Source organism: Agromyces sp. Root81, from assembly GCF_001429165.1.
GTDB lineage: Bacteria > Actinomycetota > Actinomycetes > Actinomycetales > Microbacteriaceae > Agromyces.
The window spans coordinates 159,117-172,242 of record NZ_LMIR01000004.1 but is presented as its reverse complement, the minus strand read 5'-3'; the positions used below and the strand labels follow the sequence as shown (position 1 = coordinate 172,242).

The 13,126-nt window shown below is 72.1% G+C and carries 11 protein-coding genes; 10 read left to right on the top strand and 1 reads right to left on the bottom strand.

Going from position 1 to position 13,126, the window contains the following annotated elements:
* Positions 1-3 precede the first annotated feature (3 nt).
* The 10 genes from ASE14_RS17645 to ASE14_RS17600 all read left to right on the top strand — a co-directional run bounded on the left by ASE14_RS17645 (position 4) and on the right by ASE14_RS17600 (position 10,190).
* Positions 4-447 (top strand): hypothetical protein, encoded by a 444-nt coding sequence (locus ASE14_RS17645; protein ID WP_056658252.1) that lies wholly within the window; start codon positions 4-6, stop codon positions 445-447.
* Positions 444-1,376 (top strand): bifunctional riboflavin kinase/FAD synthetase, encoded by a 933-nt coding sequence (locus tag ASE14_RS17640; protein WP_056658249.1) that lies wholly within the window; start codon positions 444-446, stop codon positions 1,374-1,376. Before ASE14_RS17645 ends, ASE14_RS17640 begins: the two co-directional genes overlap by 4 nt.
* 32 nt (positions 1,377-1,408) lie before the next feature.
* A complete protein-coding gene (locus ASE14_RS17635) occupies positions 1,409-2,626 on the top strand; it encodes an MFS transporter (RefSeq protein WP_056658246.1) in 1,218 nt (405 codons plus the stop codon).
* 207 nt (positions 2,627-2,833) lie between these two features.
* Positions 2,834-3,778: a sugar-binding transcriptional regulator gene (locus ASE14_RS17630; protein ID WP_056658243.1), complete on the top strand. Its 945-nt coding sequence runs from the start codon at positions 2,834-2,836 to the stop codon at positions 3,776-3,778.
* Positions 3,779-3,820: 42 nt separating this feature from the next.
* Positions 3,821-4,828: a deoxyribose-phosphate aldolase gene (deoC, locus tag ASE14_RS17625; RefSeq protein WP_056658240.1), complete on the top strand. Its 1,008-nt coding sequence runs from the start codon at positions 3,821-3,823 to the stop codon at positions 4,826-4,828.
* A gap of 10 nt (positions 4,829-4,838) precedes the next feature.
* On the top strand, positions 4,839-6,422 hold the full coding sequence (locus ASE14_RS17620) for an aldehyde dehydrogenase family protein (protein ID WP_082601024.1): 1,584 nt from the start codon (positions 4,839-4,841) through the stop codon (positions 6,420-6,422).
* Positions 6,419-7,279, top strand: a complete 861-nt coding sequence (locus tag ASE14_RS17615; protein WP_056658237.1) for an aldehyde dehydrogenase family protein — start codon at positions 6,419-6,421, stop codon at positions 7,277-7,279. The genes ASE14_RS17620 and ASE14_RS17615 overlap by 4 nt, the downstream gene beginning before the upstream one ends.
* A 20-nt stretch (positions 7,280-7,299) precedes the next feature.
* Positions 7,300-7,527 (top strand): hypothetical protein, encoded by a 228-nt coding sequence (locus tag ASE14_RS17610; protein WP_056658235.1) that lies wholly within the window; start codon positions 7,300-7,302, stop codon positions 7,525-7,527.
* Positions 7,528-7,816: 289 nt separating this feature from the next.
* Positions 7,817-8,674, top strand: a complete 858-nt coding sequence (locus tag ASE14_RS17605) for a glycerophosphodiester phosphodiesterase family protein (RefSeq protein ID WP_056658232.1) — start codon at positions 7,817-7,819, stop codon at positions 8,672-8,674.
* 85 nt (positions 8,675-8,759) lie between these two features.
* On the top strand, positions 8,760-10,190 hold the full coding sequence (locus tag ASE14_RS17600) for an MFS transporter (protein WP_056658229.1): 1,431 nt from the start codon (positions 8,760-8,762) through the stop codon (positions 10,188-10,190).
* 89 nt (positions 10,191-10,279) lie between these two features.
* Here ASE14_RS17600 and ASE14_RS17595 read toward each other — a convergent pair whose 3' ends face one another.
* A complete protein-coding gene (locus tag ASE14_RS17595; RefSeq protein WP_157373077.1) occupies positions 10,280-13,087 on the bottom strand; it encodes a BTAD domain-containing putative transcriptional regulator in 2,808 nt (935 codons plus the stop codon).
* Positions 13,088-13,126 lie beyond the last annotated feature (39 nt).

Sequence of the window (13,126 nt, the reverse complement as noted above, 5' to 3'; positions counted from 1 at the left end):
GACATGAGTGACGTGCGCAGTGCCCACCCGGAGGCACGACAGGGCCGACGGATGAGCGGCATCGGGCGAGTGCTCGTCGCCGTCTACGGGGTGCTCGCGCTCGCGGCGCTCGGCCGCTCGTTCGTGCAGATCGCCTCCAAGTTCGACGAGGCGCCGCTCGCCTACACGCTCTCCGCGCTCGCCGCGGTCGTCTACGTCGTCGCGACGATCGCGCTCGTACGCCCCGGCATCGTCTGGTACCGCGTGGCGTGGGCGACGATCGTGTTCGAGTTCACGGGCGTCATCGTGATCGGCACGCTCAGCATCGTCTTCCCCGAGCTCTTCCCGCACGACACCGTGTGGTCGTGGTTCGGCCGCGGCTACCTGTTCATCCCGCTCGTGCTGCCGGTGCTCGGCATGTGGTGGCTGGCCCGGCACCGCCCGACCTCGAGAGCGGATGCCTCGTGAAGACCTTCAAGGGACTCGGCGCCGTGCCGGCGGGCATCGGCCCGTCGGTCGTGACGATCGGCAAGTTCGACGGCGTCCACCAGGGTCATCGTGCGGTCATCGCCCGTGCCCGCGGCATCGCAGAGGAGCGCGAGCTCTCGACGATCGTCGTCACGTTCGACCGCAACCCGCTCGCGCTGCTGGCACCCGACAAGTGCCCCGACTCGCTCGTGAGCGTGCGACAGAAGCTCGAGCTGCTCGCCACGACGGGCGTCGACGCCACGCTGCTCCTGCCGTTCGACCGCACGCTCGCCTCCGTGCCCGCGACGGAGTTCGTCGAGCGGGTGCTGGTCGACGCGCTCGATGCCAAGGCCGTGCTCGTCGGCGCGGACTTCCGCTACGGCGCCCGCGGTGCCGGCGACGTGCCCCTGCTCATCGAGCTCGGCGCGAAGTTCGGATTCACGGTCGACGTCGTCGACGACGTGCGCCCGGCAGGGGAGCGGCGGGTCTCGTCGACCTGGATCCGCGAGCTGCTCGCCGAGGGCGATGTGCGCCACGCGACCGAACTGCTCGGCCACACGCCGACGGTGACGGGCATCGTCGTGCACGGCGCGGCCAGGGGCCGCGAGCTCGGCTACCCGACGGCGAACCTGTCGCCCGAATCCGAAGGCCTGATCCCCGCCGACGGCGTGTACGCGGGCTGGCTCACCGACGCGGGCACCCGGTATCCCGCCGCGATCTCGGTCGGCGACAACCCCACCTTCCAGGGCGTCGCGAAGAAGCAGGTCGAGGCGTACGTGCTCGACCGCGAGCTCGACCTCTACGACCACGTCGTCGACGTCGAGTTCGTCGAACGCATCCGCGGAATGGTCGCGTTCACGAGCATCGAGGCGCTGGTCGACACGATCCGCGACGATGTCGAGCGGTCGCGCGTCATCCTCGCCGTCTGAGAGAGCCGTGGCCCGCCTCTAGACTCGAGGGGATGACTCCGCTTCCGCCCCGACCGCTGTGGGCGGGTCGGTCTCTTGCGCTCATCGGCATCGTGCTGGTGGCGTTCAACCTCCGCACCGCGGTGGCGTCGCTCTCGCCGATCCTCGGACAGCTCGAGGCCGAGGTGCCGCTCGCACCCGCGATCGTGGGCTTCCTCGGCATGCTGCCGCCGCTCTGCTACGCGCTGTTCGGCATCCTGACGCCGATGGTCGCGAAGCGATTCGGACTCGAGGTGACGCTCGTCGCCGCGCTCGTGGTGCTGTCGCTCGGACTCGCCGGGCGCGGCCTCGCAGGATCCGCGCTCTGGCTCGTCGCGGCGTCGACCGTGACGTTCGCGGCCATCGGCGTCGGCAACGTGCTGCTTCCGCCCCTCGTGAAGCGCTACTTCCCCGACCGCATCGGCCTCGTCACGACGATCTACGTGACGGCGATGTCGATCAGCACGTTCACGCCGCCGCTCATCGCCGTTCCGGTGGCGGATGCCGCGGGCTGGCGGGTCTCCCTCGGGGAGTGGGCGTTCGTCGCGGCGATCTCGCTCGTGCCGTGGATCGCGATGCTGCTGCACCCGAAGCGGGCCGCGGAGGCGCTGCCAGAGGAGGCCGATCCGGGCCTGCTCCGGTACGCGATGCGCTCGCCGCTCGCGTGGTCCCTCACGATCGTCTTCGCCGTCTCGGGGTTCAACGCCTACGCCGCGTTCGCGTGGCTGCCGACGATCCTGCACGACATCGCGGGCGTCTCGCCCGCCCAGGCCGGCGCACTGCTCTCGCTGTACGCGGCCATGGGGCTGCCGGCCGGGCTCCTCGTGCCGCTCCTCGCTGCGCGCTACGGCAAGGTCGGGCTGCTCGTCGCGGTCGCGGTCGCGACGTCCGTGGCCGGCTACCTCGGGCTGCTGCTCGCGCCCGCCTGGGCGACGTGGCTCTGGGTGGCGCTGGCCGGCATCGGTCCGCTGCTCTTCCCGCTCGCGCTCGTGCTCATCAACCTGCGCACGCGAACGCACGCCGGCGCGGTCGCACTCTCGGGCTTCGTGCAGTCGGGCGGATACCTGATCGTCGCCGTCGGCCCGCTCCTCGTCGGACTGCTGCACGAGTGGACGGGCGGATGGACCTGGCCGCTCATCCTCCTGCTCGCCTCGGCCGTGCCCGCCGCCATCGCCGGTGCGGTCGTCGCCCGCCCGCGCTACCTCGAGGACGAGCACTCGCTCGGTCGCTGACGATCGACCGGCAGACGCCGACGGTTCCCGCCGACGGGCCGGCGCCACCGGTCCCGCCGACCGCACCGCGCCCGCGGACGGCCCGTGCGGGACGTGCTGCGAGCGCGCGCGCCATCCGACGACCGGCTGCTCATATGAGCACGATCTGCTGCGAGTGTTGCCGATGCGCACCGGGCTGCCTACGCTGGAGGGCGAACGAGGAGGCGCATGGACGAGATCGACGAACTGCTCTCGATCAGGGCTGCTGAGCTCTACTACGAGGAGAACAAGACCCAAGACGAGATCGGGCAGGCGTTGCGCCTCACCCGGTGGAAGGTCGGGCGGCTCCTCGCACAGGCGAAGCAGCGCGGATTCATCCGGATCGAGATCCTGCACCCCCGGGCCAGGCGACTGCCGATCGAACGGCGGCTGCGCGATGAGCGCGGCCTCGACGACGCCATCGTCGTCTCGACCGCAGGCGTGACCTCGCCCGAAGAGCTGCAGGCGCGCACGGCTCAGGCCGCCGCCGACTACCTCACCGCCCTGCGACCGGTGCCGCGCACGCTCGGCGTCAGCTGGGGGCGCACGCTCTTCGAGATCTCCCAGCACCTGCGCCAAGGCTGGGCGACCGGCGTCAACGTCGTGCAGATCAACGGCGGCGTCAGCCTCAACCGCAGGCCGGGCACCGCAGCGGCCACCGCCGTCGGCATCGCCCAGAAGGGCGGCGGCAGCGCCACGCTGCTGCCGAGCCCCGCGATCCTCGAACGGCTCGAGACGAAAGAGGCGATCGAGTCCGATCGCGTCGTCGCGGGCGTCATCGACCTCGCTCGATCCGCCGACGCCTACCTCTTCAGCGCCGGAGCCGCCGACCACTCCTCGGTGCACGTCGAGAGCGGCTACCTCTCGGTGCCCGACGTCGACCTGCTCGTGCAGAAGGGCGCCGTCGGCGACGTCGTCGGCCGCTACATCGACTCCGACGGCAACATCGTCGATCCGGCGCTCGACGCGCGCACCGTCGGGCTCACCCTCGACGAACTGCGCCGCGCACAGCTCGCGATCGCCGTCATCTCGGGCCCTGGCAAGCACGCCGTGGCCGACGCGGTCGTGCGCAGCCGGCTCTGCTCGGTGCTCGTCACCGACGAGGCCACCGCCCTCCATCTCCTCGACGGCTGAGGCCGTCCCATCGCACCACTCACGAAAGCCAGGTCTCCTCTCATGTCAGGCACCTCCCTCGTCTCAGCCCGCGAGCGGGCCATCGCCGTGCTCGGCGGTGAGCCCGACGATGCGACCCTGCGGCGCTACCTGCACGGCATCGCGGGCGTCGACGCCGTCGGCCTCGAACAGCGCGCAGCCGGGCTCGGCACCCGTTCCATCAAGACGAGCTCCAAGCAGTGGGCGCTCGATCGCATCATCGAACTCATCGACCTCACGACCCTCGAAGGCGCCGACACGCCGGGCAAGGTGCGCTCCCTCGTCGCGAAGGCGGTCAATCCCGACCCGTCCGACGCCTCGACGCCCCGTGTCGCAGCGGTCTGCGTCTACGGCGACATGGTGCCCTATGCGATCGAGGCGCTCGGCGGCGCGCATGGCGACCCCGACGACGGACTGATCTCCGTCGCCGCGGTGGCCACGGCGTTCCCGAGCGGCCGCGCCTCGCTCGACATCAAGCTCGCGGATACGGCCGAGGCGGTTGCGGCGGGCGCCGACGAGATCGACATGGTCATCGACCGCGGCGCATTCCTCGCCGGTCGCTACGGTCTCGTCTTCGACCAGATCGCCGCCGTCAAGGAAGCCTGCCGGCGACCCGACGGCACGAGCGCGAGCCTCAAGGTCATCCTCGAGACCGGCGAGCTCGTCACCTACGACAACGTGCGCCGCGCATCGTGGCTCTCGATCCTCGCGGGCGGCGACTTCATCAAGACCTCCACCGGCAAGGTCGCCCCCGCGGCGACGCTGCCCGTCACGCTCCTCATGCTCGAGGTCGTGCGCGACTGGCACCTGGCCACCGGCCAGCGCATCGGCGTGAAGCCGGCGGGCGGCATCCGCTCGTCGAAAGACGCCATCAAGTACCTCGTGACGGTCGCTGAGACCGTCGGCGAAGAGTGGCTGCAGCCCCACCTCTTCCGCTTCGGCGCGTCGAGCCTGCTGAACGACGTGCTGCTGCAACGGCAGAAGATCGCGTCGGGGCACTACTCCGGCGCCGACTACGTGACGATCGACTGAGACGGACATCATGAGCTTCCTCGACTACGCACCCGCCCCCGAGTCGCGCGCGATCCTCTCGCTCCGTGACAGCTACGGCCTCTTCATCGACGGCGAGTTCGTCGACGGCCGCGGCGAACCCTTCCAGACGATCAGCCCGGCGACCGAAGAGCGCATCGCCATGATCGCGAACGCGAACGCCGCCGACGTCGACGCCGCGGTGGCCGCGGCCCGCCGCGCCTACGACCGCACCTGGTCGAAGATGAGCGGTCGCGACCGCGGCAAGTACCTCTTCCGCATCGCGCGCCTCGTTCAGGAGCGGGCTCGTGAGCTCGCCGTTGCCGAGTCGCTCGACAACGGCAAGCCGATCAAGGAGTCGCGCGACGTCGACGTGCCCCTCGTCGCGGCCTGGTTCTTCTACTACGCGGGCTGGGCCGACAAGCTCGATCACGCCGGCCTCGGCGCGAACCCGCGCTCGCTCGGCGTCGCCGCGCAGGTGATCCCGTGGAACTTCCCGCTGCTCATGCTCGCGTGGAAGATCGCCCCGGCGCTCGCCGCCGGCAACACCGTCGTGCTGAAGCCCGCGGAGACGACGCCGCTCACGGCGCTCATCTTCGCCGAGATCCTGCAGCAGGCCGAGCTGCCCGCCGGCGTCGTGAACATCATCACGGGCGCGGGCGACACCGGCGCAGCGCTCGTCGGCCACGAGGGCGTCGACAAGGTCGCCTTCACCGGATCGACCGGGGTTGGCCGCGCGATCGCCAAGCAGGTCGCAGGCACCGACAAGAAGGTCACACTCGAACTCGGCGGCAAGGCCGCGAACATCGTCTTCGACGACGCGCCCATCGACCAGGCGATCGAGGGCATCGTCAACGGCATCTTCTTCAACCAGGGGCACGTCTGCTGCGCAGGCTCCCGCCTCCTCGTGCAGGAGAACATCCACGACGAGGTCGTCGACCGGCTGAAGTCGCGCCTGTCGACCCTTCGCCTCGGCGACCCGCTCGACAAGAACACCGACATCGGCGCGATCAACTCGCGCGAGCAGCTCGAGCGCATCCGGGCGCTCTCCGACATCGGCGTGGCCGAGGGTGCGGAGCGCTGGACCGCCCCCTGCGACATCCCCGAGAACGGCTTCTGGTACGCGCCCACGATCTTCACGGGCGTGCAGACCTCGAGCCGAATCGCTCGCGAGGAGATCTTCGGCCCGGTGCTCTCGGTCCTGACCTTCCGTACCCCGGCCGAGGCCATCGCGAAGGCCAACAACACCCCCTACGGGCTCTCCGCGGGCATCTGGACCGACAAGGGCAGCCGCATCCTCGCGGTCGCCGACCAGCTGCGGGCCGGCGTCATCTGGGCGAACACGTTCAACCGCTTCGACCCCGCATCGCCCTTCGGCGGGTACAAGGAGTCGGGCTACGGCCGCGAGGGCGGTCGCCACGGTCTCGGCGCCTACCTGTCGCCCGCCCCGATCGGCCAGTCGTCGGCCAGTCGCGGCGCACTCGGCGCCGCGTCGACGGCCGCCATCGAAGCGGATGCCCCGGCACCCGCGAAGCGCTCGCGGGTCGCGAAGCCCGCCCGAACAGCCAAGACCACGACGAAGGGATCGAAGCGATGAGCCGCCTCGCCGTGCCGAAGACGTACAAGCTCTACATCGGGGGAGCGTTCCCCCGCAGCGAGTCGGGCCGCACCTACGAGGTGCTCGCGGCCGACGGCTCGTTCCTCGCGAACGCCGCGCTGGCCTCCCGAAAGGACGCCCGCGACGCGGTCGTCGCCGCACGGGCCGCCGTCTCCGGCTGGTCGGGCGCCACCGCGTACAACCGCGGCCAGGTGCTCTACCGCATCGCCGAGCTCCTCGAGGGGCGTCGGGCGCAGTTCGTCGCCGAGATCGAGGAGACCGAGGGGGTCACGCGCGCCGCGGCATCCGCTCAGGTCGACGAGGCGATCGACCGCTGGGTCTGGTATGCGGGCTGGGCCGACAAGTTCGCCCAGGTCGCCGGTAACGCGAACCCCGTCGCCGGACCGTACTTCAACATCTCGGTGCCCGAACCGACCGGCGTCGTGGCGATCGTCGTGCCGCAGGACTCCTCGCTCCTCGGCTTCGTCTCGGCCGTGGCGCCGGCGCTGGTCGCCGGCAACTCGGTCGTGGCGGTCGCGAGCGAGCGATTCCCGCTCTCGGCGATCAGCCTCGCCGAGGTGCTCGCGACGAGCGACGTGCCGAAGGGCGTCGTGAACGTGCTCACCGGATCGCCGGCCGAGATCGCGCCGTGGCTCGCGAGTCACGCGGACGTCAACGCGCTCGACCTCGTGGGCGCCGGCGCGCTCGACTGGGTGTCGCTCGAGATCGACGCGGCCGACACGCTGAAGCGCGTGCTGCGACCCGAGTCGGGCCCCGACGCCGCCGCGCCCGCGCTCGGCCGCATCGCCGCGTTCACCGAGACCAAGACGGTCTGGCACACGAAGAGCCTGCGATAGGAGCGAGATGTCCGGACGCGATGGCGCGTCAGACGAGCGGGGCCGGCTCGCGACCGACCCCTTCGAAGTACCGCCTCACCAAGCAGGGCGGGGTGATCGTCTCCCGCGGCGGTCAGGCTGTGATGACCGTCGGCGGGCGCGATGCCGCGCGGCTCGTCGCCGCACTGCAACGGGCCGACGAGACGCACGTGCAGCACCTGCTCGCGCGGGCGAGCGGCAACGACCGGCGGGGCAACGAGCAGGCGTGACGGGTCGCTCGGCGCGCCATCGCGCCGCGCGACCGCGGTGCCCCGGACGGGGGCGGACTTCCACCGGAAATTCTGTAACGAAACGGTAACGGTCTTGCTAGAGTGACCTGCACCGATCGCGCAACGGCGCGCGACGGTGGAAAGGCCCGAACCCGTGTTCCACCCCCTCGACACGGTCGCTTCGGCGACCCGGCGTCGGCGGCCCACCCGAGCCGCTGCCGCCACCCGGACGTCCGAACCCGCCGCCTCCCGGCGCCATCCGCGCCTGCTGAGCCCGCCGCCCCGGGGCGTGCGCATCACGCTCGCGAGTCTCGCCGCCGCAGTGCTCGCCGGCCTCCTCCTCTTCGCGCAGGTGCCGCCGACCGTCTACGCGATCGACGTCTTCGGCGCCCTGCGCGAGCCAGGGGACCCCGCGTTCACGGTCGGGCACCGCGGTGACCGAGCCGAGGCCCCCGAGAACACGATGCCCTCGCTCGAACTCGCCATGGACGAGCTCGCATTCGTCGAGACCGACGTGCAGCTCACGCGCGACGGCGTGCCGGTGCTCTTCCACGACACGACGCTCGAGCGCATCGCGGGGGACTCGCGAGCAGTCGGCGAACTCGACGCTGCTGCCGTCGAACGACTCGACGCCGGCGCCTGGTACGGAGAGGAGTTCGCCGGCACCCGCATCCCGACGCTCGACGCGTTCCTCGAGGCCCTCGCCGAGCGCAGCGACGCGCGAGCGCTCATCGAGCTGAAGGCGGACTGGGGCGCCGAGGGCATCCGTGCGGTCACCGGACTCATCGAGGCTCACGGCGTGCGCGGCCGCGTGGTGCTGCAGAGCTTCAGCCTCGAGACGCTCTTCGCCCTGCAGCGCGTCGCACCGAGCATTCCCCGGATCATGCTGATCAGGGAGCTGCCGGCGAACCCGTTGCCGCTCGCCGAGCGGCTCGGGGTCATCGGGTTCGGCACGACCGTGGAATCCGTCACCGCCCAGCCCGCCGCGCTCGTGGCACTGCACGAGGCCGGCATCGCCGTGCTCTGCTACACCCTCAACAGCCACGAGCACTGGCAGGAGGTCAGCGCGCTCGGCGTCGACGGCATCATCACGGACGAGCCGAGTCTGCTCGACGACTGGTTGGCACTCACGGCGCCCGGCACCTGAACGGCCGTGCCACGTGATGAAAGCGCGCTGAAAGGCGCCCGTCCCACGATGTCTCTCGACCAGACGAGAGCGATCGGAGCGGGGCATGCGCACGAGGTATCGACGAAGCGGAAGCGGCAGCGAGCAGAGCGGAGGCGCCTCGGGCGCGCCGCTCTCCCGGGCTCGCATGGTGGTGGTCTGCCTCGCGCTGCTGCTCGAGGGCATGAGCGCCTCGGGCATCAACGTGCAGATCGCCGCGATGCGCGACGAGGTCGGCATCGGCTCCGCCGAACTGGCGCTCGTGGCGAGCGCGTTCCTGATCGCCTACGCGGGGCTCCTGCCGATCGCCGGCTCCCTCGCCGACACGCTCGATCGACGTCGCGTGTTCCTGCTCGGCATCGCACTGTTCGGCGTCGGATGCCTCGTGTGCGCGTTCGCTCCTGAAGCGTGGGTGCTCGTCGCCGGGCGCCTCGTGCAGGGCGCGGGTGCTGCCCTCAGCGCGCCCGCGGCGCTCGCCCTCATCACCGAGGGCCTCCCGAACGGTGCGGCGAGGAACAGGGCGGTGGCGCTGTACGGCGCGATGGGCGCCGTCGGCTTCTCGCTCGGTCTCGTCGTGCCCGGTCTCGTGGTGACGGTGCTCGGCTGGCGAGCGAGCTTCCTCGTCTCGATTCCGGTGGTGCTCGCGGTGCTCGCGGCAACCTGGCGCATCCGCGCCGGCCGAACCCGATCGACCGAGCGTCCCGATCTCGTCGGAGCGGTGCTGCTGACGGCCGGGCTCATGATCGGGGTCCACCTCGTCGGGGCGATCGGACGTTTGCCGGCGCTCCTCGCCGGCATCGAGCTCGCCGTGTTCGGGGGCGTCGTGATCGCGCTCATCGCCAGACGGGGCGTGCGGGGCTTCCCGAGCGGGGTCGTGCGCTCGTCGGGCGTGCGCGCCGCGTGCCTCGCGCTCGCCGGCGTGTTCGCCGGCGTCGTCGCGTCGATGTACGTGCTGAGCCTCGGACTCGTCGAGAGCGGGGCGACGGCGCTCGTCGTCGCGCTCCTCATCCTGCCCCAGCCGCTGGCCTTCAGCATGCTGGCCGGCAGCGGCGCCCGACTCGTGACCCGCATCGGCGCTCGGCCCACGGCGGGCATCGGTGCCGCGGTGCTCGTGGCGAGCCTCACGTGGCTCGGATTCGTCGGTCTCGCCGCGCCGCCGTGGGTCGGAGTGCTGCCCGCGATGCTCGGCGTGGGATGCTCGCTCGCCCTGGCGTTCCCGGCCGTGTCGGTCGCCGCGGTCGATGCCGCACCCGAGGAGGCCCGCGCCACCACCGCCGGCCTGCTGACGACGGCGCAGAACATCGGCGGCGCGGTCGGCATCGCCCTCGTGACGACGGCCGGCCTCGTGCCCGGCGTGGGGGAGTCGGTCGGCATCGAACCGGCGATGTTCGTCTCGGCACTGTTCGTGGTCGTCGCCGTGGCGGCGGCGGGCGTCGGCGCGGGTCGACTCCGAAGCCTGCAGACACCGACGCAGACGGGGACGGAGGCTCCGCGATGAGTCTCATCGGCGCCACCGGCCCGGGGGCGCTGCCGTGGATGCCGCGAGCGCGCCTGGCGTGACGCTCGTGCCGGATCGGGCACGGCTGCTCACGGCTCGATCGGAGCGGTCGCTCCGTTCCGCAACCGCTCGCCGATCGCCATCGCCTCCTCGAGGAGGCGAGCCGCCTCCTCGGGCGCTCGCCCCTCGCGGAGCTCCGCGAGCGCGCGCAGGGCCGGTGCCAGCTGGGCGAGCGAGCCGCTCCGCCTGCTCGCGTCGATCGCCGCCTCGAACATGCGCTCGGCCTCGTCGGGCGTTCCGCTCGCGGAGAGCGCCCTGCCGAGCACCTCCGCCGACCAGCCCTCCATCTCCAGGTCGTCGATGCTCCGTGCGAGTTCGTGGGCGCGGCGGGCGATGCGCACCGACTCGGCCGTCGAGCCGAGTCCGAGCTTCGCATCGGCGAGCGCACGGAGGCCGAGGCAGCGAACGCGCTCCGAGCCGATCCGGTCGGCCGCCTCGAGCGCGAGCCGGCTCGCCGCCTCCGCCGCCTCGTGGTCGCCGAGCGCGTTGTGGGCGAGCGCGAGGTTGCCGTGCCCGAGGCCGACACGGGCGACGTCGCCGACCTCGGCGTTGATCTGCACGGCCTCCTCGAGGCGCTCCACGGCGCGGGCCGGGTCGCCGAGCAGCCGCTCCATCTCGGCGATGTTGTTCAGCGCGATCGCCGCCCCGGTCGGGTCGCCCAGTCGGCGGCTCAACTCGAGCGCACGGGTGAGGCGCCTGGTGGCCGAGGGGTAGTCGACGATGTGCGCGTCGTGCGAACCGAGCAGCCGCAGTGCCGTGGCCTGCCCGAGCAGGTCGTTGCGACGGGTGGTGCGCTCGAGCAGGTCGGCGAACAGGAGCCGGGCCTCGGCCAGCCATCCCTGCGCGGCCAGGTACGGCCGAAGCCGGAGCACGATCGTGATCGCCCGTGCGTCCGACTCCGGGCCAGTCGCCCTGACGACCGCGGCGATCGCACCGTGCTCGTCGTCGAGCCAGGCGCGCGCGGCCACGGCGTCGGGGAACGGGCCGGGTCGGGTGGCGGGGGAGACCGCGTTCACCGCGGCGTCGTCGGGTTCGCGGGCGTCACTCGCCGTCGGCATCGGTCCCCATCGGGGCACGAGCACCGCCGCGGCATCGGCGCAGCCCGCGGCGTAGTATGCGAGGAGGCGGTCGTGGGCATCGGCTTCCGCACCCGCGCCCTGTTCGGCCTCCGAGAGCTCCCGGGCATACGCCCGCAGCAGGTCGTGCTGGGTGTGCCGCCCGCGCTCGTCGACGTCCACCAGATGCACGCGCCTGAGCGACCGCAGATCGGTGCGTGCGTCACCGGGGTCGCCGCCGATGAGGGCGACGACCGCGGCTTCGGGCGCACCCGGATCGGGGAGGCGCCCGAGCAGCCGGAACACCCGTCGCACCCGCGGGTCGAGGGCTTCGTACGACCAGGAGAGCACCGTGCGCAGGCCCGACCGGGAGTCGTCGCCGGTGTCCAGCCGATCGAGGTGGTCGCGGTGGGCGTCGAGGTCGTCGGCGAGCCGTTCGACGCCGTGCCCGTGGGTGACGGCGATGCGCGCGGCGATCTGCAGGGCGAGCGGCAGCCCGGCGCACTGCGCGGCGAGGCGTTCCGCATCGGCCCGGCGCACCCGATCCGGTACCAGCGTGCGGATCAGCTCGACGGCGGCGTCGCGGTCGAGGGCGTCGAGCTCGACGTGGTGGACGGGAACATGAACGCCGAGCCCGACGAGCCCTTCGCGACTCGTGACGACGACCACGGGTCCCTCGCCGCCGGGCAGCAGGGGCCGAACCTGGTCGACCGATCTCGCGTTGTCGAGCACGATCACCATGCGCCGTTCGTGCACGAGACTGCGGAAGAGGGCCGCGAGCTCCTCGACGTCGCTGGGGAGGTTCCACCGGTAGCCGAGAGCCCGCACGAAGCCCGCGAGCACTTCGCTCGCGGCTCGCGGACGTGTCTCGCTGAAGCCGCGGAGGTCGACGAACAGGCTGCCGTCGCCGAAGTGCCGGCGCGCCCGGCGTGCCCAGCCGAGGGCGAGTGCCGTCTTGCCGGCACCCGCCGTGCCCGAGATGACCGCGATGCCTGCGGCATCCGTCGAGGTCAGCAGGTCGAGCCGTTCGAGTTCGGCGTCGCGGCCGACGAGGGCGCCGGCGGCCGGCAGCTGTCGAGGTGCCGGCGTGGGGTCGAGAGTGTCGCCCGACACGAGGCGCCGGTACAGCTCGTCGATCTCGGCGCCGGGGTCGATCCCGAGTTCCTCGGCGAGCGTCGAGCGGAGCGAGAAGTAGGCGTCGACCGCGTCGGCCTGGCGCCCGGAGCGGGCGAGCGCGGTCATGTGCAGGGCGACGAGCTCTTCGTCGAGCGGGTCTGCAGCGACCGCGGCGCCGATCTCGGCGAGGAGCCCGGCCGGATCGTCGCGTTCGAGTTCGGCGCGGAGCACTCGGTGCTGCACGGTCCGCTGCGCATCGCGAGCGCGCACGCGTGCGGACTCGAACGGCTCGCCGTCGAACCCGTCGAACGCGGGGCCCCGCACCAGCGCGAGGGCGGCACGGCCGCGGTCGGATGCCGCGAGGCGTTCGAACTCGGCGGTGTCGAGTTCGTCGTCGCCGGCGATGAGCCGGTAGCCGTCGGGCTCGCGCAGGAGGCGGTCGGTGTGGTCGAGCGTCGCTCGCAACCGGTGCACGAGCAGCTGGAGCCGGGCGGCGGTTCCGTCGTCGCCCCAGAGCAGCTCGCTCAATCGGTCGTCGGTCACGCGGGCGCCGTCGGCGACGAGGAGGGCGGCGAGCAGGGTGCGCGTGCGGGCTCCGCGGGGTGTGATGTCACGGCCGTCGAGACGCACCACGAGCGGACCCAGCACCTCGAAGCGCATGGTCATGAGGCATGCCACCAGCGACACCACATCGCCCGGAGTCTA

Bases quoted from the DNA above. Each gene is read 5' to 3' on its own strand.
- ASE14_RS17645 (WP_056658252.1), top strand. From the start codon at position 4: ATGAGTGACGTGCGCAGTGCCCACCCGGAGGCACGACAGGGCCGACGG.
- ASE14_RS17635 (WP_056658246.1), top strand. From the start codon at position 1,409: ATGACTCCGCTTCCGCCCCGACCGCTGTGGGCGGGTCGGTCTCTTGCG.
- ASE14_RS17630 (WP_056658243.1), top strand. From the start codon at position 2,834: ATGGACGAGATCGACGAACTGCTCTCGATCAGGGCTGCTGAGCTCTAC.
- deoC (WP_056658240.1), top strand. From the start codon at position 3,821: ATGTCAGGCACCTCCCTCGTCTCAGCCCGCGAGCGGGCCATCGCCGTG.
- ASE14_RS17620 (WP_082601024.1), top strand. From the start codon at position 4,839: ATGAGCTTCCTCGACTACGCACCCGCCCCCGAGTCGCGCGCGATCCTC.
- ASE14_RS17615 (WP_056658237.1), top strand. From the start codon at position 6,419: ATGAGCCGCCTCGCCGTGCCGAAGACGTACAAGCTCTACATCGGGGGA.
- ASE14_RS17610 (WP_056658235.1), top strand. From the start codon at position 7,300: ATGGCGCGTCAGACGAGCGGGGCCGGCTCGCGACCGACCCCTTCGAAG.
- ASE14_RS17600 (WP_056658229.1), top strand. From the start codon at position 8,760: ATGCGCACGAGGTATCGACGAAGCGGAAGCGGCAGCGAGCAGAGCGGA.
- ASE14_RS17595 (WP_157373077.1), bottom strand. From the start codon at position 13,087: ATGACCATGCGCTTCGAGGTGCTGGGTCCGCTCGTGGTGCGTCTCGAC.